This is a genomic window from Polaromonas sp. CG_9.7 (assembly GCF_015752205.1).
Lineage (GTDB): Bacteria > Pseudomonadota > Gammaproteobacteria > Burkholderiales > Burkholderiaceae_C > Polaromonas.
Genome location: NZ_JADOVG010000001.1, coordinates 130,100 through 152,244 on the forward strand (window position 1 = coordinate 130,100; position 22,145 = coordinate 152,244).

Genomic DNA, 22,145 nt, shown 5'->3' on the forward strand with positions numbered 1-22,145 from the left:
TGTGGGTGGTACATTGCCGGGATTGACCCCTTCGCCCCTTCAGGTGAAGCGGATGGTTTTGACGGAATGCTGAACGGGAGAAGAGGTGAGATTCATGCGGATCAGGTTATAACAAAGGGGCCATGCGCTGCCTGAACCGCTTCACATCACCCGCCGGGAGGGACAGGCATGGGCATTCGGCACGCTGGAATTCGTGCCTTTTCGTATTGGCATCAAATTTGCAAAAAGCCATGCTGACAGGCTGGGTGCATGAATGCCAGGCAACCATGGTGCTGCACCGGTTAATGAAATTTAACGGCAACTGATGTGCTCTTAAAATAATAGCTGCCTGCGCCCGTCCTGTATGCGCCAAGAGCCTGAAAAGCTCAAAAAAAGACATTTAAGCATATCCGGCTAACCCAGATTACCCCGACAACCCCATGACTGCTCTATCAACCTTGACTGAAAGCGCCACCGGTGCACCGCCCCGGCTGCAGCTGGCCGGCATCAGCAAAAGCTACCCCGGCGTGGTCGCCAACAGCGATATTGCGCTCAGCGTCCTGCCCGGCCAGATCCACGCCGTGCTGGGCGAAAACGGCGCCGGCAAGTCCACGCTGATGAAGATCATCTACGGTTCGGTTAAGCCCGACGCTGGCAGCATGGCCATCGACGGGCAGACGGTATTGGTGCGCAATCCGCAGGAAGCACGGGCGCTGGGCATCAGCATGGTGTTCCAGCATTTCAGTTTGTTCGACACGCTCACCGTGGCTGAAAACGTCTGGCTGGGGCTGGGCAAGCATTTGAGCCTGGCTGGGGTGTCGCAGCGCATCCTGGAAACCACCCAGGCTTACGGCTTGCAACTGGACCCGACGCGGCCGGTGCACACGCTGAGCGTCGGCGAGCGCCAGCGCGTCGAGATTGTGCGTGCGCTGCTGACGAATCCGAAGCTCCTGATCCTGGACGAACCCACGTCGGTGCTCACGCCGCAGGCGGTTGAAAACCTGTTCGTCACCCTGCGCACGCTGGCCGCCGAAGGTTGCAGCATTTTGTACATCAGCCACAAGCTGCACGAAATCCGTGCGCTGTGCACCGCCTGCACCGTGTTGCGCGGCGGCAAGGTGTCCGGCGAGTGCGATCCGCGCGAAGAATCGAACGCGTCGCTGAGCCGCCTGATGATTGGCGCCGAGCCGCCGGCGCTGGAGCAGCGTGCCGTGAAAACCGGCGCCATCGTGCTGGAGGTAAAGCAGCTTGATCTGGCAAAGGACGACCAGTTCGGCGTGGATTTGTGTCAGGTCGCGCTGCAGGTGCGGGCCGGCGAAGTGGTCGGCATCGCCGGCGTGTCGGGCAACGGGCAGAAGGAATTGCTCTACGCCTTGTCGGGCGAAGACACGCGGGCAGACGCCGGAGCCATCACCGTCAAGGGCCAGGGCGCCGGCAAGATGAGCCCGGCGCGGCGGCGTCGGCTGGGCCTGCATTTCGTGCCCGAAGAGCGGCTGGGCCGCGGTGCGGTCCCTTCGCTGTCGCTGGCGCGCAACCTGTTGCTGACCCGCAAGGAAGCCGTGGGGGCGGGCGGCTGGCTGAGCGGCGGCGTGCTGCAGGCGCAGGCCCGGCAGATCATTGCGCGTTACAAGGTCAAGTGCGGCGGACCGCAGGCGGCGGCCAAGTCGCTGTCGGGCGGCAACCTGCAAAAATTCATCATGGGCCGTGAAATGGATGCCGGTCCGGCGCTGCTGATCGTGTCGCAGCCGACCTGGGGCGTCGATGTCGGCGCTGCCTCGCAGATTCGCGGCGAGCTGCTCAAGCTGGCGGGTGCCGGTTGCGCCGTGCTGGTGGTCAGTGAAGAGCTGGACGAACTGTTTGAAATCTGCGACCGGCTGTACGTCATGGCCAAGGGCCAGCTCTCGCCTTCGCTGCCGCGCGCTGACGCCACGGTGGAAAAGGTCGGGCTGTGGATGAGCGGCCTGTGGGCGCCCGCAGCCGCTTCACTGGAGGGAGCGCAGCATGCTGCTTGAAATCCGGCCCCAGCCGTCGTCGTTCTGGAGCTACGCCTCGCCGGTTCTGGCGCTGCTGCTGACCGTGGCCATCGGCATCGCTCTGTTTCTGGCGCTGGGCAAGGACCCGGTCAAGGGCCTGCAGGTGTTTTTCTGGGAACCCGTCAGGTCGCCGTATGCGATTGGCGAGCTGCTGGTCAAGGCCACGCCGCTGCTCATCATCGCGCTCGGGCTGGCGGTGTGCTTTCGCTCGAACGTCTGGAACATTGGCGCCGAAGGGCAGTTCGTGATGGGCGCGCTGGCGGCGGGCGGCGTCGCGCTGCTGGCCGACAAGACCACCGGACCATGGATCATTCCGGCCCTCTTGCTGGCGGGTGTGCTGGGCGGCATGGCCTGGGCCGGCATCACCGCCTTTTTGCGCGACCGCTTCAATGCCAATGAAATCCTGGTCAGCCTGATGCTGGTCTACGTGGCCGGCTTGACTCTGAACTACATGGTGTTCGGCCCGTGGAAAGACCCGAACGGCTACAACTTTCCACAGACCCGGACGTTTGACGCGGTCACGCAGATTCCCCGGCTGATGGCCGGCTCGCGCGTGACCATCGGCATCGTGCTGGCGCTGGTCGGCGTGGGCGCCTTGTGGCTTTACCTCTACCGCACCTACGCCGGCTTTGCACAGGAAGTCAGCGGCCTGGCGCCCGCGGCGGCGCGCTACGCCGGGTTTTCGTCGCGCCGCGCGCTGTGGGTGGCGCTGCTGATCTCGGGCGGCGCGGCCGGGCTGGCCGGTGCGCTGGAAGTGGCCGGGCCGATTGGCCAGCTCACGCCTTACGTGCCGGCGGGCTACGGTTTTGCCGCCATCATCGTGGCGTTTGTCGGCCGGCTGCATCCGGTTGGCGTGGTGTTTTCGGCGTTGCTGATGAGCATGTTCTACATCGGCGGTGAACTCGCGCAGTCGCGTTTGGGGCTGCCCAAGTCAATCACGGGTGTGTTCCAGGGCCTGCTGCTGTTCAACCTGCTGGCCTGCGACACCTTGATTGCCTATCGCCTTCGCTTGTCCCGGCCGCTTCCCCTTTCCGCCCAAGGAGCCCGCTGATGGATTCCACCGCCTTGCTGCTGGCCTCGGCTTTGAGCGCCGGCACCGTGCTGGCGATAGCTTCGCTCGGCCTTTTGATCAACGAAAAAGCCGGCATCGTCAACCTCGGTGCCGAGGGCATGATGCTGTGCGCCGCCATCGCCGGCTTTGCCACGGTGGTGCACACTGGCAACACCTGGCTGGGGTTTGCCGCCGGCATGGCCGCCGGGGCTTTTCTGGCGGCCATTTTCGGCGGGCTGGTGATCTGGCTGAACACCAACCAGTACGCCACCGGGCTGGCGCTGACACTGTTTGGCGGCGGTTTTTCGGCATTTGCCGGCATCAACTACGTGCAGGAAAAGCTGCCCGAACAGGCGACGTACCCGATTCCCTACCTGGCCGACATTCCTTTCATCGGCATGGCGCTGTTTCGCCAGCATCCGATGGTGTACATCGCCATGGCCATCACGGCCGGGCTGATCTGGTTTTTGTACCGCACACGCACTGGCCTGGTGCTGCGCTCGGTCGGCGAAAGCCCGGAGTCGGCGCATGCGCTGGGCTACCCGGTGCGGCGCATCCGCCTGGCCGCCGTGGTGGCGGGCGGCGCGCTGTGCGGGCTGGCGGGCGCCTATGTGTCGGTGGTCTACACGCCATTGTGGGTCGAGGGCCTGATTGCCGGCAAGGGCTGGATTGCGCTGGCCCTGACCACCTTCGCCACCTGGCGACCGGCGCGGGTCTTGCTTGGTGCTTACCTGTTCGGCGGCGTGACCATGCTGCAGTTCCATTTGCAGGGGCTGGGCGTGGATGTCCCGCCCCAGTTCCTGTCGATGCTGCCTTACCTGGCGACCATCGTGGTGCTGGTGCTGATTTCACGCAATCCGCTGTGGATACGCATCAACATGCCGACCTCCATTGGCAAGCCTTTCCACCCCGGCGCGTGAGATTTTCGCGCCCGATAATGGCGCTTTCCCAGCTTTGGCTCGATCGATTTTTTTTGACCCTTGAATGAAAGCGACATGACATGACAGACCTGCAAAAACGTTCCCTGCTCAAGCTGGCGGCCCTCTCGGCAGTGGCCGCCGCCGCCCTGATGGGTTGCGGCAAAAAAGAGGCGGCAGCGCCCGTACCTGCGCCTGTACCGGTGGCCGCTACCCCGGCCAAGGCCGAACCCCTGAAAGTTGCGTTTGCCTATGTCGGCCCGGTGGGCGACGGCGGCTGGAGCTTCGCCCATGACAATGCACGCAAGGCGGTTGAAAAGGAATTCGGCGACAAGGTCGTCACCAGTTTTGTCGAAAAAGTTCCCGAGTCGGCCGACGCCGAACGCGTCATCCGCGACATGGCCGGGCAGGGCGCACAGCTGATCTTCGGCACCACCTTCGGCTACATGGAGCCGATGCTCAAGGTCGCCGCCGATCTGAAGGATGTCAAGTTCGAGCATGCCACCGGCTACAAAACCGCCCCCAACCTGCGCACCTACGACAGCCGCACCTACGAAGGTGCTTACCTGGCCGGTGTGATCGCCGGCAAGATGAGCAAGACCGGCACGCTGGGCGTGGTCGGCTCGGTGCCGATTCCCGAGGTCGTGCGCAACATCAACAGCTTCACGCTGGGCGCGCAGTCGGTCAACCCGGCCATCAAGACCAAGGTGGTCTGGGTCAACGAATGGTTCAACCCGCCGAAAGAAACCGAAGCCGCTACGGCGCTGATCAACGGCGGCGCCGACGTGCTGTTCCAGAACACCGACTCCTCGGCCGTGCTGCAGACCGCCGAAAAGATGGGCAAGCGTGCCTTTGGCTGGGATTCCGACATGACCGCCTACGGCCCGAAAGCCCATCTGGCCTCGGCCGTGATCAACTGGGCGCCTTACTACATCAAGTCCGTGGGCGAGGCGCTTGACGGCAAGTGGACCGGCGGCACGTCGGCCTGGTGGGGCGTGAAGGAAGGCGCGATTGACCTGGTGTCCATCGCTGCCGATGTGCCCGACGACACGAAAAAGCGCATCGACGAAGTCAAGGCTGGCTTGAAGGATGGCAGCTTTGCCATCTGGAAAGGCCCGATCATGGACAACACCGGTAAGGAGTTGCTGGCCAAGGATGTGGTCGCCGACGACAAGTTCCTGGGTGGCCTGAAGACCTACGTCAAGGGCGTTGAAGGCAAAGTTCCGGGCGGTTGATGCCGGGCCGGCGCCCCTCTCAAAAGGGGCGGCGGTAAAAAAAAGAGATACTTGCTGGCTGCCCTCGGGCAGCTTTTTCTTTTTTTGGAGTTGCCATGAAGCTTGTCAAACCCGTAGCCGCCGACCGCTTGAGCGAGCTGCTCAGGCAAATGCCCAAGGCCGAACTGCACATCCACATCGAAGGCTCGCTGGAGCCTGAATTGATTTTTGCGCTGGCCCAGCGCAACGCCGTAGCGCTTCCCTATGCCAGCGTGGAAGAACTGCGCAGCGCCTATGCCTTCACCAACCTGCAGAGCTTTCTGGACATCTATTACGCCGGCGCCAGCGTGCTGATCACCGAGCAGGATTTCCATGACATGGCGATGGCCTATTTCGCCAGGGCAGCCGAAGACAACGTGGTGCATACCGAGTTGTTTTTCGACCCGCAAACGCACACGGCGCGCGGTGTCAGCATGGAAACCGTGATCAACGGCCTGCACCGCGCCTGCGTCGATGCGCAGGCCGAATTCGGCGTCAGCGCCTTGCTCATCATGTGTTTCCTGCGCCATTTGAGTGAAAAAGAGGCCTTTGAAACGCTGGAGCAGGCGCTGCCTTACCGTGACAAGATTATCGGCATCGGCCTGGATTCCGGCGAAGTCGGCAATCCGCCAGAAAAGTTTGCCCGCGTGTTCGCGCGCTGCCGCGAACTGGGCTTTCACCTGGTGGCGCATGCCGGCGAGGAAGGACCGCCGGCCTATGTCTGGACGGCGCTCGATGTGCTGAAAGTCGAGCGCATCGACCATGGCGTGCAGTCGAGCAAGGACGCGGCGCTGATGCAGCGCCTGGCCCAAGACCGCATCGCGCTGACCGTCTGCCCGCTGTCCAACCTCAAGCTTTGCGTGTTCCCCGACCTGGCGAGCCACAACCTGCGCCAGCTGCTCGACGCCGGGCTGGCGGCCACCGTCAATTCCGACGATCCGGCCTATTTTGGCGGTTATATCAACGAAAACTTCACGCAGACCTTTGCCGCTGGCGAACTCACCAGTCAGCATGCCTACATGCTCGCAAGTAACAGTTTTGAAGCAAGCTTCCTGGAAGATGCGGAAAAGCGCCGGCACTCCGACCGGCTGAGTGCGTTTTTAGAAGCTTTTTGACATCGGCTCAACAGTCTGGGCTGATGGGCTGGCAGATGCCGCGTAAAGCTGCCAGCGTCAGGGTTTAGCATCCCGGTTGACCCAAGGATCTTGGGGTATGCGGGCTAAAGCAGGTTCTTGTGGCAATCCGATTACTGTCCTGACCGCGCGCATCAGGGCGTCGGCTTCGAAAGGTTTGGTTATGTAGCCGTCCGCTCCCCCAGCCAAACCTTTGATTACGGCTTGGCGCGTTGACTTTCCAGTGAGCATGATGACGGGAACGTTTTTCAGCGCAGGGTGCTGACGCAGCCTGAGCAATATGTCAAAGCCATCGGCATCGGGCAGCATCACGTCCAGAAGTATCAGATCGGGCACGGGGGGCTTGCGGAACTCGGCAATGACTTCTACCCGGTTGCCAGCCAGCCGGACCTGAAAGCCTTCAAATGACAAATAACTCTGGATGAATTTGGCGAGCATTGGCTCGTCCTCCACCACGATGGCTGTCAGCACCTCGCCAAGTGCCAGCGTTCGGGCGGGGCCACGCTTGCGGGCAATGCCTACATAGTAGCCGCTTCTCCTGAGCGAACGGGCACCCGAATCGGCTTCGGCTTCGGCCCCGAACAAGGCCAGCTTGTCCATATTGCCCTGGAATTGTGCGGCGAAGGGATCGACCTCTGCCACCGCCAGCAAGCACTGGTCCAGGAGTTCCTTGAAGGTCGCTGTGAAGGCCTCACTGGAAATCTCAGGCATGCCTGCCTTGATTTCCGCAAAAGTCAGCGCGCCGTCGATCCTGACCAGCAGTTCGATTTGGGCAGGCAACAACGTCGTGGCGTTGTCGCGCAGTTCCTTTTGACCTTTTTCGGTAAGTGCATAACTTTCATGGTTTTGCATAATTGCTGGCATTGTTGGCGAGTCTGTATTTTTAAAGGATTGGTATCAATTCCACTAAATTTTTGCTGGACATTAATAATTTCATTTTAAGATCAACGATGGGTCAGCTTTATTTCGGGGAATAACATGTCATTCGCAGCTTCGTGAGCATCACCGATCCGTCCTTTCCCGCCTTTGTGGAGCTGCAGCGCGCTGATTACCGCGCAGCACTGCCCCAGCGACTGGCGCAAATTGAGTTGCTCTGGCACCAAGTGCTGAACGGCGACAGTGCAGTAGAAGCGCTGACGACCTTGGAGCGCTGCGCACACAGCCTGGCCGGGTCCGGCGCCACCTTCGGCTTTGCCGGAGTCGGCAACGCCGCGCGTGACCTGGAACGGACTATCACTACGCTGCTGGACACTGCCTGCGCCTTGACTGTAGGAACACAGTCCCAAATAAGCCAGGCGATTGAATTGCTTCAGCGCAGCTTGCCTGGCGAAATCGGAACTCAGAAAGTTCGACCCCATGCCTAACGAGACCGTCATGTCTTCTACTGCTTTTCTTTTTAAAATCAAGCTGGCACTTGGTGTCGCCATCGTCTTGATGGCGACCTTGGGTGTGGCCTCATATGTCACGATCAACCGGCTGATCGAAACTGCACGCATCGGAGACCAGACCGAAGAGGCACTGGTCTTGCTGGAGCGGTTATCTACATAGTCAAGCACTACGAGGAAGAGCGTAAACAGGTGGAGGCCCAGCTTCGCCACAGCGAAGCCATGAGCCAAAGAGCGTCATCTCGACCGGCTGAATGCATATTTCGAAAATTTTTGCTGACACGCTCGAAAGTTGGATAAAGGCCTGAACGCCGTTTCCGCATTTGTGCGTTCCCCAACAAGACGTTTAAAAAAACCATGATCGAATCTGAAAAACCACCAGAAGAGCTTGCCCGTGTCACGGAACTGCATGGTTTATGTGTACTCGACACGCTGCCCGAGGAACGCTTCGACCGTCTCACACGCATTGCCCAGCGTCTGTTCGGTGTGAACATCGCCCTGGTGTCGCTGATCGACCATGACCGGCTATGGTTCAAGTCACGGCAGGGATTCGATGTACTGCAAGCGCCCCGGAACATCTCGTTTTGCGCCCACGCGATTCTGAGCGATGCGCCTTTGGTTGTGGAAGACGCCGAACTTGATGCGCGTTTTTCGGACAACCCGCTGGTGACGGGCCCCCTGGGTTTCCGGTTTTATGCCGGCACACCTTTGCACGGGCCGAAAGGCTACCGGGTCGGCACCCTGTGCCTGATTGACCAGAACCCGCGTCAATTTACTTCGGACGATGCCGACGCATTGCGCGATCTGGCGGCGGTTGTATCGGATCAACTGGCGAACAAGGAACTGGGCGAGGCCGTCAAAGCAGCCAAAGAGAGCGAATCGCGGTTGCGCCAGATTACCGACACGGTGCCTGCGCTGATTGCCTACCGGGACCGGGACCAGCGCTTCATCTTTCACAACAAAGCCTATGAAGAGCTCTTGAACATGGATTTTGAGCAGATTCATGGCCGAACGATTGCCGAACTGGTCAGCCCGCAAGCCTATGGACCTGTCCATGACAAGGCCGAGGAGGTGCTGCGTGGGTGCCATGTTCGTTACGAGCGAACGTACATTACCGGCAAAGGCGAGAACAGGATTTACGACATGCAGTATTTCCCGCGCTATGGCGAGGGCGCGGACGCCACCCATGTCATCGGGTTTTTTTCCCTGGGCGCCGACATCACAGAGCTCAAGCGGATTGACCGCATGAAAACCGAATTCATTTCAACCGTCAGCCACGAATTGCGTTCCCCGCTGACCTCGATTCGCGGCTCACTCGGGCTGATTGCCGCCGGGATCGCCGGTGAATTGCCCGAAGCCGCCAAAAACCTGGTGGAAATTGCGAACAACAACTGCGAGCGCCTGATCCGCCTGATCAACGACATCCTGGACAGCGAAAAAATCGAGTCCGGCAAGATGCGCCTGGAGTTGACCGTCGTCAACATGGCGCAACTGGCGCAGCAGGCCATGCTCGCCCATGAAGGCTTCGCCAAGCAGCACGACGTAAAGCTGGTGCTGCAAGCGCCCGATGCTTCGCTGCAGGCAAGCGTGGACAGCGACCGGCTGGTGCAGGTCCTGACCAACCTGTTGTCCAACGCGGTGAAGTTTTCACCGCCTGATGGCACGGTGACCGTGAACGTGCTGCGGGTTGCGCAGGGTGTCCGCGTGGAGGTGGTTGACTGCGGCACCGGCATTCCCGATGATTTTCGCGACCGGATTTTCCAGAAGTTCTCGCAAGCCGATGCGTCCGACAGCCGGGAAAAAGGCGGCACCGGCCTGGGTCTCAATATTTCACAGGCCCTCATCCACAAAATGGGTGGGCAGATCGGCTTTAGTAGCGAGGTTGGCGCGGGTTCCACGTTTTTCTTCGAGCTTCCCGAATGGCAAACTCCAGAACCGGCAGTGCAACTGCTTTTTTCCGATGCCCCCTCCGCCCTCAGGCAGCCACGCATCCTGATTTGCGAGAGCGATCCGGATGTGGCACTGCTGATCAGCATGATGCTGGAAAAAGCGGGGTTTGGCTCGGAAATGGTGCATGACACGCCACAAGCCCAGGACCGCGTTCTGGGCGGTAATTTTGTGGCTATCACCGTGGACCTGAACCTCACGGGCAGTGCCTCCTTCATCAATGCCTTGCACAGCGATGAACGCACACGCCATCTGCCCGTTGTGGCGATCTCTGCCATGGCGGGGGAAGGGTGCCTGCAATTCAATCAAAAACTGCTGACTGTGTCGGACTGGCTTGAAAAACCCATTGACGAAAGCCGGCTGGTGCAGAGCGTATGCCGTGCGGTGGCTGGTTCAAAGGGGCCCAAGCCGCGCATCCTGCATGTGGAAGACGATCCCGATATCCAGAGCATCGTGGCCGCCATCGTTCGGGACAGCGCGGAGTTCGAATTTTCGGCCACGCTCGGTGAAGCCCGTGCCCGTCTGCGCGAGAATTCCTTTGACCTGATCCTGCTGGACCTTGCGCTGGGGGAGGATTCGGGCTGGAGCCTCTTCGATGACATCGACAAACTCAAGCCCAGGCCGCCGGTAATCGTGTTTTCGGCCAGCGATAAAAACCCGGAACAAGGCAGTCAGGTTGAAGCGGTCCTTGTCAAGTCCAACACCTCCAACACCGAATTGCTCCATGCGATTGAGCGCGCACTCCTGATTCCTGAACATTACGGGAATTCTGGCAAGCCGGAGCGCATTTACCCCAAGAATCAAGATTGACCATGTCCTTACCGCTTTGCCGCATTCTTTATGTTGAAGACCAGCCTGACATTCGTCTGGTGGCCAAGATGGCGCTGGAGGTCGTGGGGAAATTTACCGTCGTGGCCTGCGCTTCTGGCCAGGAGGCGCTGAGCAAGGCCCCTGACGCCATGGCTGACCTGCTGCTGCTCGATGTGATGATGCCCGGCATGGACGGGCCGAGCACCTTGCAGGCCTTGCGCCTGCTGCCTGCCACGGCGCAGACGCCGGTGATCTTCATGACCGCCAAGGTGCAGGCCGCCGAGGTGGCGCTTTACAAGGCGATGGGGGCGCTGGAGGTGATTTCAAAGCCTTTCGACCCGATGAAATTGTCCGATCAGATACGCCAGATATGGGCGGCGCGCCCTTCAGAATGACCCTGGCCTGACCGGTAACAAGCAACCGCTTCTGGCCTGCGCGCAGCTTGTAGGGTCCTGGGCTTGCTTAAGGATGTTCTGAACAACTCGATTTCAAACGGGAATCAGCGCGCAAAACGCTGACCAGATGCGATTGTGCATATTTCGACGCGGTTGGCGTGAGATGTCGGTCTTGTGAGTGCGTTTTACACCGCGTTTGCAGCCGTTTTGAATCCCTTCTGCGGTTTGCAGGCGCACATATTTCTGCGCAGCCAGTAATTGATGGCGCACCATCCACAGGTTCGATAGCGCAAACAGCGCTCGGCCTTGTCAATCAAGGCATCAATGGGCTTGTTTACTTTGTCCAGCGCTCTGCGCTTGGCCGGGCGCATCGCTACATGCAAAGTGACATCGTGCTTGGCATCCGGGCGTTTGTGGAGACCCTGGTAGCCTGCATCGGCGAAGACATCTCTCTCCTGCCCGTGCAGCAAGCTGCTTATACCGCCCCGGGTTTGAACTGACCCCGAGAAGCTGGACGGTTGCTATGCGCCAATCAGGCGGCGTTTCTCAGCCGGTATCCCACCAGGCTGAGTCCGTTTAACCTGAGCTTGATGCGCTCGTGGTTGTAGTAGTGGATGCAATCATGCACGCCTGCTTCGAGCATCTCAATGCTGTCAAGCGCTGCAAGGTGCAAAAATTCGGCTTTGAGGGTGCCGAAGAAGCTTTCGATCACCGCGTTGTCAAAGCAATTTCCTTTGCGGCTCATGCTTTGTGTCACCCCGCGATGCGCAAGCATCGCCCGGTACGGCTGCATTTTGTAATGCCACCCTTGGTCTGAGTGCACGGTCAGTGCACTGGTGTCTCCCAACCGCGAAAGTGCCGCCTCCAGCATGCCGGAGACCAGCTCGAAAACGGGACGCTTGGCCATGCGGTGCGCGCTGATCTCGCCGCTGTAAAAGTCCATGCAGGCCGACAAATACAGCTCATGGCCGTTCACATTGAACTCCGTGACATCGGTCACCCACTTCTGGTTTGGCGCAGTCGCGCAGAAATCGCACTGCAGAACATTGGGCACGTGCGCATCGTTAATGCCAGGGGCATGTCAGGAACGCTTTTTCGCACGGATCAACGCGCGCAGTCGCATCTTCCGCATCAGACGCTGCACGAACTTGTGGTTGACGGGTTCTGCCATTGAACTGCACAGCGCTGCCGTGATTCGTCTGTACCCGTAGCGGCCCTTGTGCTCGTCATAGACGGAGCGGATCCTGGGCTCCATGGCGCCGAGCTTGTCGGCTCGCTGGGCCACTTGGCACTGGTAATGGAAGGTGCTGCGCGCCAAGCCTGCCGCCTGCAGTAGATCGGCCAATTTATGGTGATGCCTCAACCCGGTAATCAGGCGCGCTTTGTTGGCGCAGCTGATCTCTTGGACCGGATCAAGGCTTGTAATTTTTTTAGGTACGCCACCTCCGCGCGCAGTCCTCGTTCTCTTCGCGCAGGGCCTGCGCCGAATCGGTAGCGATCGTATCGGATGGCGCCGGGCAGTGTCTTTTTAGTTTCATGTTGGGGCGCCTGTTGAGAGCCTCCACGTCGCATTGGTCGAGATTGCGTCTGCAGGCCACGACTTGGTTGGGATTACGGATGTCATGGACCGCCGCGACCTGGCGGCTCGAAAGTTGTTTGCGGTCCTGATGGGACAGCACCTGAAGCTTGAACTCCGTTTTGTACTTCCTCATAAACCCCTTTGAGGTTTGTCCAACTTCTGGGGGTCAGTTCAAACCCGGGGCGATTGAAGTCTGTATTTTTAAAGGATTGGTATCAATTCCACTAAATTTTTGCTGGACATTAATAATTTCATTTTAAGATCAACGATGGGTCAGCTTTATTTCGGGGAATAACATGTCATTTGCAGCTTCGTGAGCATCACCGATCCGTCCTTTCCCGCCTTTGTGGAGCTGCAGCGCGCTGATTACCGCGCAGCACTGCCCCAGCGACTGGCGCAAATCGAGTTGCTCTGGCACCAAGTGCTGAACGGCGACAGTGCAGTAGAAGCGCTGACGACCTTGGAGCGCTGCGCACACAGCCTGGCCGGGTCCGGCGCCACCTTCGGCTTTGCCGGAGTCGGCAACGCCGCGCGTGACCTGGAACGGACTATCACTACGCTGCTGGACACTGCCTGCGCCTTGACTGTAGGAACACAGTCCCAAATAAGCCAGGCGATTGAATTGCTTCAGCGCAGCTTGCCTGGCGAAATCGGAACTCAGAGAGTTCGACCCCATGCCTAACGAGACCGTCATGTCTTCTACTGCTTTTCTTTTTAAAATCAAGCTGGCACTTGGTGTCGCCATCGTCTTGATGGCGACCTTGGGTGGGGCCTCATATGTCACGATCAACCGGCTGATCGAAACTGCACGCACCGGAGACCAGACCGAAGAGGCACTGGTCTTGCTGGAGCGGGTAGCCTCCAGCATCAAGACAGCCGAAACTTCGACCCGCCAGTACCTCCTGACGGGCGACCCAATAGATCGGCAGAAAATTGACCAGGCGCGCGATGGCATACAGGACGCGATCGGCCGGCTGCGCAAAACGCGCTTGCCCGAACAAGCTGCCCTCGACGAACTGGTGGCTCAGCGCACGGCTCTGGCGTTGCAGTCAATTACCGTGCGGCAGAGCAGCGGACAGGAAGCTGCCGCCGCCATTCTCATCAGCAACCTCAGCCGGCAACTCAGGCAGCGTACTGACGATTTGCTGGACGCCGCACGAAACCGGGAAAACCTGGAGTGGCAAAACTCCCAAGCCATGGCCCAGCGCAGGGCCCAGTGGGCCCAGCGATTCATCATTGCCGCAGGGCTGCTGTTGCTCGCCATGCTCGCCTGGGTTATCTACATGGTCAAGCACTACGAGGAAGAGCGCAAACGGGGGGAGGCCCAGCTTCGCGACAGCGAAGCCATGAGCCGGATCGTGACCGAGGGCATGGCCGAGGGCGTGATCACCACGGGCGCGGATGACATTGTTCTGGAGGCCAATACGGCAGCGCTGCAACTTTTTGGCTATGAAAAAAACGAACTCATCGGCCGCGATGTTTCCGATCTGCTGCCAGAGCACCTGCGCCGCGACTACAAGGCGTTTACTGCGATGCTGAACGCCTCCCCGGAGGCCTTCAGGATAGCTGACCGTGAAGTGCGCAGTGTGCACAAGGACGGCCGCGAAATTCTGGTCAGCGTATCGTTTGGCGACGTGCAGGTTGGCGGCCGTCGCCTGTTCACGGCAATGCTTCGCGACATCACCGACAGCAAGCGGATCACCAAGGCGCTGCGGGCAAGCGAAATAAAATTGCGCCAGATCACCGACGCGGTTCCGGCCTTGATTGCCTCTGTGGACAGCGCGCAGCGATTCATCTTTCACAATAAAGCTTATGAAGAGGTTTTTGGCCTCAAATCCGAGCAGATCATTGGCCGCACCATGGCTGAAGTCCTTGGCCAATCGGCTTACGAGCGCGTGCAGGCCAAGGTTGAAGATGTGCTGCATGGCAATGCCGTGCGCTATGAGCGCATTCAAACCACACCGCAGGGCGACTCCCGGGATTACGCCATGCACTATTTCCCGCGTTATGGCGAAGGACTGGAGCAAGACCAGGTCATCGGTTTTTACGCGCTGGGCGCAGACATCACCGAGCTCAAGCGAATCAACCGCATGAAAACCGAATTCATCTCGACCGTCAGCCACGAACTGCGCACGCCACTGACCTCGATCCGGGGTTCGCTGGGGCTGGTGCTGGGCGGCGTAGCGGGCGAACTGCCCGATACCGTGAAAACACTGGTGGACATTGCGAACAAAAACTGCGAGCGCCTGATCCGCCTGATCAACGACATTCTGGACAGCGAAAAAATCGAGTCCGGCAAGATGCGGCTGGAACTCAAAGTCGTCAATATGGCGCAACTGGTGCAGCAGGCCATGGCCGCGAATGAAGGCTTTGCCGAACAGCATGGCGTGAAGCTGGTGCTGCAAGCGCCCGATGCTTCGCTGCAGGCAAGCGTGGACAGCGACCGGCTGGTGCAGGTCGTGACCAACCTGTTGTCCAACGCGGTGAAGTTTTCACCGCCTGACGGCACGGTGACGGTGAACGTGCTGCAGGTTGCGCAGGTTGTTCGCGTGGAGGTGGTTGACTGTGGCCATGGCATTTCCGATGATTTTCGCGACCGGATTTTCCAGAAGTTCTCCCAAGCCGATGCGTCCGACAGCCGGGAAAAAGGCGGCACCGGCCTGGGGCTCAATATTTCACAGGCCTTGGTCCACAAGATGGGTGGTCAGATCGGCTTTGTCAGCACGACGGGCTTAGGTTCCACGTTTTTCTTCGAGCTTCCCGAATGGCGCAGTCGGGGGCCGCAGGCGCAACTGCCGTCTGCCGATGTTCAGCCTGTCGCTGCGCGGCCACGCATCCTGATTTGCGAGGGCAATCCGGACGTTGCGCGTTTGATCAGCATAATGCTTGAAAAAGCGGGTTTCAACCCGGAAATGGTGCACGACGTGCCGCAGGCGCTGGAACGCGTCTTGCGTGGCGGCTTCGTGGCTCTGACCGTGGACTTGACGCACAAAGGCGGCGCTTCCTTCATTAACGCTTTACGCGCCGATGAACGCACATGCCACCTGCCAGTCGTGGTGATCTTGGCTATGGTGGAGGAAGGGCGCCTGCAATTCAATCAAAAGCTGCTCACAGTGTCAGACTGGCTTGAAAAACCTATCGATGAAAGCCGGCTGGTGCAGAGCGTGCGCCGGGCTGTGGTGGGCTCCAGGCGCAAAAAGCCGTGCATTTTGCATGTGGAAGACGATCCCGATATCCAGAGGGTCGTTGCCGCCGTGGTGCAGGAACTTGCCGTGCTTGAGTTTTCGGCCACGCTCAATGAGGCCCGTGTCCGGCTGCGCGAGAGCTCCTTTGACCTGATTCTGCTGGATCTAGCGCTGGGTGAGGATTCGGGCTGGAGCCTGTTCAGAGAAATTGACATGCTCAACCTCAGGCCGCCGGTAATCGTGTTTTCGGCCAGCGATAAAAACCCTGCACAAGGCAGTCAGGTTGAAGCCGTGCTGGTCAAGTCCAACACGTCCAACACCGAATTACTCAATGCCATACAGCGCGCCCTCCTGATCCCCGAAAATTCCGGGAATGCGGGGCTCATTTATCCCAAGAATCAAGATTGACCATGTCTTCACCGCTTTGTCGCATCCTTTACGTTGAAGACCAGCCTGACATTCGTCTGGTGGCCAAGATGGCGCTGGAGGTCGTGGGGAAATTTACCGTCGTGGCCTGCGCTTCTGGCCAGGAGGCGCTGAGCAAGGCCCCTGACGCCATGGCTGACCTGCTGCTGCTCGATGTGATGATGCCCGGCATGGACGGGCCGAGCACCTTGCAGGCCTTGCGCCTGCTGCCTGCCACGGCGCAGACGCCGGTGATCTTCATGACCGCCAAGGTGCAGGCCGCCGAGGTGGCGCTTTACAAGGCCATGGGGGCGCTGGAGGTGATTTCAAAACCTTTCGACCCGATGAAATTGTCCGATCAGATACGCCAGATATGGGCGGCGCGCCGTTCAGAATGACCCTGGCCTGACCGGTAACAAGCAACCGCTTCTGGCCTGCGCGCAGCTTGTAGGGTCCTGGGCTTGCTTAACAAGCGCAAACGAATAATTCAGACTCCTGACATGACATCCGAGACAAAAAAACCAATTTTTGCAGCGTCGTCGGGCGCGTGGCCCATTGCCTTGGCCGGTCTGGTGTCGCTGGCAGTTGCCATGGGCATCGGCCGGTTTGCCTTCACGCCCATCCTGCCGATGATGCTCAGCGATGGTGTAGTTGACCTGCCGGGCGCCAGCTGGCTGGCCAGTGCCAATTACCTGGGCTACATGCTGGGCGCCATTTTCTGCACGTTGCAGCCCTGGCTCTGGGCACGCTTGCGCTGGCTGCCGGCGCTGGCCTTTTCGTCCCTCGTGCGCGTCGGCCTGCTGACAACCGGTGCGCTGACGCTGGCCATGGCATGGCCTTTTCCAGCGCTCTGGCCGGTGCTGCGCTTTGCCGCTGGCATGACCAGCGCGGTGGTGTTCGTCTATACCTCCGGCTGGTGCCTGTCGCGCCTGTCCCGGCTGGGCGTACCCAGCATGGGCGGCATCATCTACGCCGGCCCTGGCGCGGGCATTGTCGTCAGTGGCCTGCTGGCCAGCGGCATGGTGGCCTTGCACTGGACGGCGGCCAGCGGTTGGGTGATTCTGGGGGTACTCGCATTTGCATTGTCCGCCGCGGTATGGAAGATTTTGCGCGGTGGCGACGAGCGCCTGATGGCGCTGGCCACGCGGGGGGTCCAGGCGGCCGACCTGCCGCACGCTGCGGCGGCAAGTCATGGTCCGGGTGAAATGGCCGCACTGACGCTGGCTTATGGGCTGGCCGGTTTTGGCTACATCATCACCGCCACCTTTTTGCCGGTGATTGCCCGTGCCGCACTGCCCGGATCGGCCTGGCTGGACCTGTTCTGGCCAATCTTCGGCCTGGGTGTCATGCTGGGTGCGTTGCTGGCCACGCGCCTGCCGCACGGCGGCGACCTGCGCGTGCGACTGGCTGTTTGCTATGTGCTGCAGGCGCTGGGCATTGCTGCCAGCCTGTGGAGTCCGAGCCTGGCCGGTTTCGTCATCGGCAGCCTGTTACTGGGCATCCCCTTCACCGCCATCACCTTTTTTGCGCTGCAGGAAGTGCGGCGCCTGCGCCCGGCCACGGCATCGAGTTTCACCGGCCTGCTGACGGCGGCCTATGGTGTCGGCCAGATTGCCGGCCCCCCGCTCGTGGCGTTGCTGCTCAGGAACAGCACCACCACCGGCGAAGGCTTCACCCTGTCGCTGGAGATTGCTGCCAGTGCCTTGCTGATTGGGGCGGTCCTGTACGCCTGGATGGTGCGCGTTTATCCGGTCCTTGAAGTAACACGCTAAAATCGCATCTTCACCAGCGTGCCGTCCCGGCGCGCTGGTGTTTTCATTTTTCCGGGGCCATGTAGAGGACTACCATGTATAAAAACCTCGTTGCCACGCTCGTGGCTGCCTGTTTTGTTTCGCCTGTTTTTTCACAAGCACCCACGCCACCCAAGCCGCTGAAAATCGGGTTCGTCTATGTCACGCCGGTCACCGACGCCGGCTGGGTGCACCAGCACGACGAAGCACGCAAGGCCGTCGAGGTTGCGCTGGGCGATCAGGTCAAGACCACCTTTGTTGAAAACGTCCCAGAGGGCGCCGACGCCGAACGCGTGATCCGCGACCTGGCCCGCCAGGGCAACCAACTGATATTTACCCCCAGCTTTGGCTACATGGAGCCCACGCTCAAGGTCGCCAAAGATTTTCCCGATGTGAAGTTCGAATCCATCACCGGCTACACGACCGCGCCCAACGTGGCGGTGGCCAATGCGCGCTATTACGAAGGCCGCTACCTGGCCGGTATTGCCGCCGGCCGGCTGGCCACGAGCGCCGGTTATGTGGCGGGTTTTGCGATTCCCGAGGTGATCCAGGGCATCAATGCCTTCACGCTGGGAATGCGTTCGGTCAATCCGAAGGCCACCGTCAAGGTGGTGTGGCTGGGCGCCTGGTTTGACCCGCCGCGCGAACGCGAAGCGGCCATGACGCTGTTCAACCAGGGTGTCGAGGTGATGGCGTTTCATACCGGCTCGACCGCTGTGATGCGTGCGGCGCAAGAGCGCGGCAAGCTGGCAATTGCCTACCATTCCGACATGCGCCAGGTCGCGCCTGACGCGCAGGTGCTGGCCGTCACACACCAGTGGGGCGACTACTACACGCGCCGTGCCCAGGCCGTGCTGAGCGGCAGCTGGGAAAGCGCTGCGCTGTGGGGCGGCGTGAAGGAAGGCATGATCCGCGTCGACAGTTTCGGCCCCAAGGTGTCCCAAAAGGTGGCCGACGAAGTGCTGGCCCGTCAACGCGACATTGCCGCTGGCCGGCTGCATCCTTTCAAGGCGCGTGCGGCGCTGCTGGACAACCAGGGCCATGAAGTGCTGGCCGCCGGCAAAACGCTGAATGACGCGCAGATTTTGAACATGAATTTCCTGGTGCAGGGCGTTCAGGGCAAGTTGAACTAACCGGCACCCAGAACCATCATGAGCTACCAGATCAAGGAAATTTTCTACACCTTGCAGGGCGAGGGCAGCAACGCAGGCCGGCCCGCCGTTTTTTGCCGTTTTGCCGGTTGCAACCTGTGGTCGGGCCGCGAGCAGGACCGCGCTACGGCCGTCTGCCGGTTTTGCGACACCGACTTTGTCGGCACTGACGGCACGCTGGGCGGCAAGTTCAGGAACGCCGACGCACTGGCTGACCAGATTCAAGCCCAGTGGCCGGCCGGCGACAGCGCGCACCGTTTCGTCGTCATGACCGGTGGCGAGCCATTGCTGCAGGTTGATGCCGCGCTGATCGCGGCGCTGCATGCGCGCGGTTTCGAGATCGCAGTGGAAACCAACGGCACGATTGCCGCGCCGCCCGGCATTGACTGGATCTGCGTCAGCCCCAAGGCCGGCGCGCCGTGGATTCAGCGCGAAGGCCACGAACTGAAGGTTGTCTGGCCGCAGCCGGACCTCGACTGGGCCGAACTGGAAGCGGCAAATTTTGCCTACCGCTATCTGCAGCCGATGGATAATCTCCAGCGGCTGCGCAACACCCAGACCTGCATCCAGATTTGCCTGGACCGGCCCGTTTGGCGGCTCAGTATTCAGACCCACAAAATAACAGGCATCCGATGAACAGTATTCCTAAATCGTGCGAGATCAGCCAGTCCTTCTATTTCGACGCCGCACACACGCTGGAACGCGCGATTGAAAGCGCCAGCAGCAAGCGTATCCACGGCCATACCTACAACGCCGAGGTGTTTTTGACCGGCCAGCCCGATCCGGCCACCGGCATGTTGATCGACCTGGGGGTGGTTCGGCACGAGCTGGCAATGGTGCGCGAGCAGCTTGACCACCACCTGCTCGACGAAGTGGCGGGCCTGGGGCCGCCGACGCTGGAAAACCTGTGCCAGTTCATCTTCAGCAAGCTGCTGCCCGCGCTGCCGTCACTGACTTCGGTGCGGGTCTGGCGTGTTTCGATGGGCGATGGCTGCCGCATGACCCGGCCCCTGTAGTCGGGCAATGCCGAGGCGATGAAGCCTTGCGCTCATCGCCTCCTGTTTCCCGGCCCTGCAGTCGCCCGGGCAGTGCCAGGAGCCGGCAGGCGGTGCAGGCAGTCTGCCCGGTTTGCTGTTTTCCATGATCGTGCTCGCGACGACGGGGTGATTGAAAAGACCGTGATTTCGCAGTCCGGCAGTGCTGGTCCGGTGAAGCTTGCAAATTAATGGTCAAATGAGCCTTTTGCGCATATTGCACAAGCGCAGTAAGCTATTGAAATAATAGCAATCTGTCAGCGAACCGGCATGCCGCCACACCGCATCCAGACGCCAGCTTTTTCAGCCGACGATGCCTACAATCACCGGCAACGCAAGGAACCTTCACAATGAGCATCAAGAGCGACAAATGGATTCGCCACATGGCTGAAACCACCGGCATGATCGAGCCTTTCGAGCCGAAACAGGTGCGCGAACGCGATGGCCACAAGATCATCAGCTACGGCACGTCAAGCTATGGCTACGACATTCGCTGCGCACCCGAGTTCAAGGTCTTCACCAACATCCACAGCACCGTGGTGGACCCGAAGAACTTCGACGAAAAAAGCTTTGTCGACATGCACGGCGACAGCTGCATCATTCCGCCGAACAGCTTTGCGCTGGCCCGCACGCTCGAATATTTCCGCATCCCGCGCAATGTGCTGACCATCTGTCTGGGCAAAAGCACCTATGCGCGCTGCGGCATCATCGTCAATGTCACGCCCTTTGAGCCCGAATGGGAAGGCTACGTGACGCTGGAGTTTTCCAACACCACGCCATTGCCCGCCCGGATCTATGCCGGAGAAGGCTGCGCGCAGGTGCTGTTTTTTGAAAGCGACAAGGACGATGTCTGCGAAGTCAGCTACAAGGACCGGGGTGGCAAATACCAGGGCCAGGTCGGCGTGACGCTGCCCAAGGCGTAAAGCCCACCCACGAAAGGCAAAAAACCCATGAGAAATGACGACACCCGCTGCTGCGGAACCGGCACTTGCATGATCAATGCAGAAGGCCTGTGCTGGTGCGGCCAGCGCTGGGACGGAGAGAAAATGTGCGCACCCAGCTTGTCCAGCGTGCCCTCAGTCGAGGCAGCACCTGACGCCGCAGATGATGAAACATCGGCGGAACCCCGGACAACTGTGCATCCGCCTCGCGCATGAACCCCCTGAATGTCAAAAAACTCCTGCTGTCCAAATGGACGGCGGTGCAGCCGATGCAAAAGGACAAGCATTTTCTGGTCACCAAGGTGATTGAACCGCCGGTGGCAGGCGACAACGCGCAGTGGGTGGAAATCGAGGCGGTTTTTTCGCGCGCCACGCAGCGCGTTCTCTGGCGTGAATTGCAAAACGACGAAATCTGGAAACAGGGCTGGGTATGAACGTCGCCGACTTCACCTTGAACCTGGCGACGTGGCGTGCCCCCATGCGATTTGCCGCCATACTCATGGCCGGAATCACTGCAGGGAGCATGGCGATGGCCGTTGAAGAACCGAAGTTTGACATCCTGACGCAGGACGGCAGCTACGAAGTCCGTCGGTATGCGCCGGTCATCGTGGCCGAAACGCGGGTCGATGGCGACATGGACGCGGCATCTGGCAAGGGCTTCAGGCTGATTGCCGACTACATCTTCGGCAACAACACCCTGGCGGCCACTGGCACTGACAACGCCTCCGAAAAAATTGCCATGACCGCGCCTGTCACGCTGGTGCCGGTGGTCCGGTCAGAAAAAATTGCCATGACGGCCCCGGTCACGGCAGAACCCGTCGCCGCTGATGCTTCCATGGCGACTGCCACCCAGTGGCGCATTCAGTTTGTGATGCCAAGCCAGTATTCGCTGCAGACGCTGCCCAAACCCGTCAACCTGGCGGTCAGTTTGCGCGAGCTGCCCACCCGTACCTTTGCCGTGCTGGCTTATTCGGGTCTGAACACGGCGTCCAGCGTGCAGCAAAAAACCGATGAACTGACGACCTGGATGCGGTCGCGCCAGCTGCAGCCCGTCGGTGCGCCGCAGCTGGCGCGCTATGACCCGCCGTGGACCCTGCCCATGTGGCGGCGAAACGAGATACAGGTGGAAGTCAAAAACCCCTGAACTGCCGGCGTTC

General features: G+C 60.2%; 22 protein-coding genes and 1 pseudogene. 19 read left to right on the forward strand and 4 right to left on the reverse strand.

Annotated elements, in window-relative coordinates:
* Window positions 1-419: 419 nt before the first annotated feature.
* The 5 genes from IWX87_RS00620 (at window position 420) to IWX87_RS00640 (ending at window position 6,348) form a co-directional block, all read left to right on the forward strand.
* Window positions 420-1,991: an ABC transporter ATP-binding protein gene (locus IWX87_RS00620; RefSeq protein WP_196861574.1), complete on the forward strand. Its 1,572-nt coding sequence runs from the start codon at window positions 420-422 to the stop codon at window positions 1,989-1,991.
* A complete protein-coding gene (locus IWX87_RS00625) occupies window positions 1,981-3,063 on the forward strand; it encodes an ABC transporter permease (RefSeq protein ID WP_196861575.1) in 1,083 nt (360 codons plus the stop codon). The genes IWX87_RS00620 and IWX87_RS00625 overlap by 11 nt, the downstream gene beginning before the upstream one ends.
* Window positions 3,063-3,983, forward strand: coding sequence for an ABC transporter permease (locus IWX87_RS00630; protein ID WP_196861576.1), 921 nt, complete (start codon window positions 3,063-3,065; stop codon window positions 3,981-3,983). The genes IWX87_RS00625 and IWX87_RS00630 overlap by 1 nt, the downstream gene beginning before the upstream one ends.
* A gap of 80 nt (window positions 3,984-4,063) precedes the next feature.
* Window positions 4,064-5,215 carry a BMP family ABC transporter substrate-binding protein gene (locus IWX87_RS00635; RefSeq protein WP_196861577.1) on the forward strand — a complete coding sequence of 384 codons (1,152 nt, stop codon included), beginning with the start codon at window positions 4,064-4,066 and terminating at the stop codon, window positions 5,213-5,215.
* A 95-nt stretch (window positions 5,216-5,310) separates the two neighbouring features.
* A complete protein-coding gene (locus IWX87_RS00640) occupies window positions 5,311-6,348 on the forward strand; it encodes an adenosine deaminase (protein WP_196861578.1) in 1,038 nt (345 codons plus the stop codon).
* 57 nt (window positions 6,349-6,405) lie between these two features.
* Here IWX87_RS00640 and IWX87_RS00645 read toward each other — a convergent pair whose 3' ends face one another.
* Window positions 6,406-7,218: a response regulator transcription factor gene (locus tag IWX87_RS00645; protein WP_196861579.1), complete on the reverse strand. Its 813-nt coding sequence runs from the start codon at window positions 7,216-7,218 to the stop codon at window positions 6,406-6,408.
* Window positions 7,219-7,361: 143 nt separating this feature from the next.
* Between IWX87_RS00645 and IWX87_RS00650 the strand changes: the two genes are divergently transcribed.
* The 4 genes from IWX87_RS00650 to IWX87_RS00665 all read left to right on the forward strand — a co-directional run bounded on the left by IWX87_RS00650 (window position 7,362) and on the right by IWX87_RS00665 (window position 10,903).
* Window positions 7,362-7,730: an Hpt domain-containing protein gene (locus IWX87_RS00650; protein ID WP_196861580.1), complete on the forward strand. Its 369-nt coding sequence runs from the start codon at window positions 7,362-7,364 to the stop codon at window positions 7,728-7,730.
* Window positions 7,723-7,914 carry a hypothetical protein gene (locus IWX87_RS00655; RefSeq protein ID WP_196861581.1) on the forward strand — a complete coding sequence of 64 codons (192 nt, stop codon included), beginning with the start codon at window positions 7,723-7,725 and terminating at the stop codon, window positions 7,912-7,914. The genes IWX87_RS00650 and IWX87_RS00655 overlap by 8 nt, the downstream gene beginning before the upstream one ends.
* A 194-nt stretch (window positions 7,915-8,108) precedes the next feature.
* The gene (locus tag IWX87_RS00660) at window positions 8,109-10,508 is read left to right on the forward strand and encodes an ATP-binding protein (RefSeq protein WP_196861582.1); all 2,400 of its coding nucleotides are present in this window, start codon (window positions 8,109-8,111) and stop codon (window positions 10,506-10,508) included.
* A 2-nt stretch (window positions 10,509-10,510) separates the two neighbouring features.
* Window positions 10,511-10,903 (forward strand): response regulator, encoded by a 393-nt coding sequence (locus IWX87_RS00665; protein WP_196861583.1) that lies wholly within the window; start codon window positions 10,511-10,513, stop codon window positions 10,901-10,903.
* A 93-nt stretch (window positions 10,904-10,996) separates the two neighbouring features.
* On the opposite strand, the pseudogene IWX87_RS19975 reads toward IWX87_RS00665, so the two are convergent.
* From IWX87_RS19975 to IWX87_RS00680, 3 genes and pseudogenes are all read right to left on the reverse strand, one after another.
* Window positions 10,997-11,409, reverse strand: a pseudogene (locus IWX87_RS19975) (hypothetical protein); the annotation flags it as partial.
* A gap of 26 nt (window positions 11,410-11,435) precedes the next feature.
* Window positions 11,436-11,957 carry an IS3 family transposase gene (locus tag IWX87_RS00675; RefSeq protein ID WP_196861584.1) on the reverse strand — a complete coding sequence of 174 codons (522 nt, stop codon included), beginning with the start codon at window positions 11,955-11,957 and terminating at the stop codon, window positions 11,436-11,438.
* A 27-nt stretch (window positions 11,958-11,984) separates the two neighbouring features.
* On the reverse strand, window positions 11,985-12,248 hold the full coding sequence (locus IWX87_RS00680) for an IS3 family transposase (protein WP_196861585.1): 264 nt from the start codon (window positions 12,246-12,248) through the stop codon (window positions 11,985-11,987).
* A 547-nt stretch (window positions 12,249-12,795) separates the two neighbouring features.
* Here IWX87_RS00680 and IWX87_RS00685 point away from each other — a divergent pair.
* From IWX87_RS00685 to IWX87_RS00730, 10 genes are all read left to right on the forward strand, one after another.
* Complete coding sequence (locus IWX87_RS00685; RefSeq protein ID WP_196861586.1) at window positions 12,796-13,164, forward strand: Hpt domain-containing protein; 369 nt, start codon at window positions 12,796-12,798, stop codon at window positions 13,162-13,164.
* Window positions 13,157-16,075 (forward strand): PAS domain S-box protein, encoded by a 2,919-nt coding sequence (locus tag IWX87_RS00690; protein WP_231374276.1) that lies wholly within the window; start codon window positions 13,157-13,159, stop codon window positions 16,073-16,075. The genes IWX87_RS00685 and IWX87_RS00690 overlap by 8 nt, the downstream gene beginning before the upstream one ends.
* Before the next feature lie 2 nt (window positions 16,076-16,077).
* Window positions 16,078-16,470 carry a response regulator gene (locus IWX87_RS00695; RefSeq protein ID WP_196861587.1) on the forward strand — a complete coding sequence of 131 codons (393 nt, stop codon included), beginning with the start codon at window positions 16,078-16,080 and terminating at the stop codon, window positions 16,468-16,470.
* A 102-nt stretch (window positions 16,471-16,572) separates the two neighbouring features.
* On the forward strand, window positions 16,573-17,844 hold the full coding sequence (locus tag IWX87_RS00700; protein ID WP_196861588.1) for a YbfB/YjiJ family MFS transporter: 1,272 nt from the start codon (window positions 16,573-16,575) through the stop codon (window positions 17,842-17,844).
* A 74-nt stretch (window positions 17,845-17,918) separates the two neighbouring features.
* A complete protein-coding gene (locus IWX87_RS00705) occupies window positions 17,919-18,995 on the forward strand; it encodes a BMP family ABC transporter substrate-binding protein (RefSeq protein WP_196861589.1) in 1,077 nt (358 codons plus the stop codon).
* Window positions 18,996-19,013: 18 nt separating this feature from the next.
* On the forward strand, window positions 19,014-19,649 hold the full coding sequence (gene queE, locus IWX87_RS00710; protein ID WP_196861590.1) for a 7-carboxy-7-deazaguanine synthase: 636 nt from the start codon (window positions 19,014-19,016) through the stop codon (window positions 19,647-19,649).
* Window positions 19,646-20,029: a 6-carboxytetrahydropterin synthase gene (locus IWX87_RS00715; RefSeq protein ID WP_196861591.1), complete on the forward strand. Its 384-nt coding sequence runs from the start codon at window positions 19,646-19,648 to the stop codon at window positions 20,027-20,029. The genes queE and IWX87_RS00715 overlap by 4 nt, the downstream gene beginning before the upstream one ends.
* A 368-nt stretch (window positions 20,030-20,397) precedes the next feature.
* Window positions 20,398-20,970, forward strand: a complete 573-nt coding sequence (gene dcd, locus IWX87_RS00720) for a dCTP deaminase (protein ID WP_029523828.1) — start codon at window positions 20,398-20,400, stop codon at window positions 20,968-20,970.
* Between the two features lie 230 nt (window positions 20,971-21,200).
* Window positions 21,201-21,422: a TIGR02450 family Trp-rich protein gene (locus IWX87_RS00725; RefSeq protein WP_196861592.1), complete on the forward strand. Its 222-nt coding sequence runs from the start codon at window positions 21,201-21,203 to the stop codon at window positions 21,420-21,422.
* Window positions 21,419-22,132 carry a heme-binding protein gene (locus IWX87_RS00730; protein ID WP_231374277.1) on the forward strand — a complete coding sequence of 238 codons (714 nt, stop codon included), beginning with the start codon at window positions 21,419-21,421 and terminating at the stop codon, window positions 22,130-22,132. The genes IWX87_RS00725 and IWX87_RS00730 overlap by 4 nt, the downstream gene beginning before the upstream one ends.
* Window positions 22,133-22,145 lie beyond the last annotated feature (13 nt).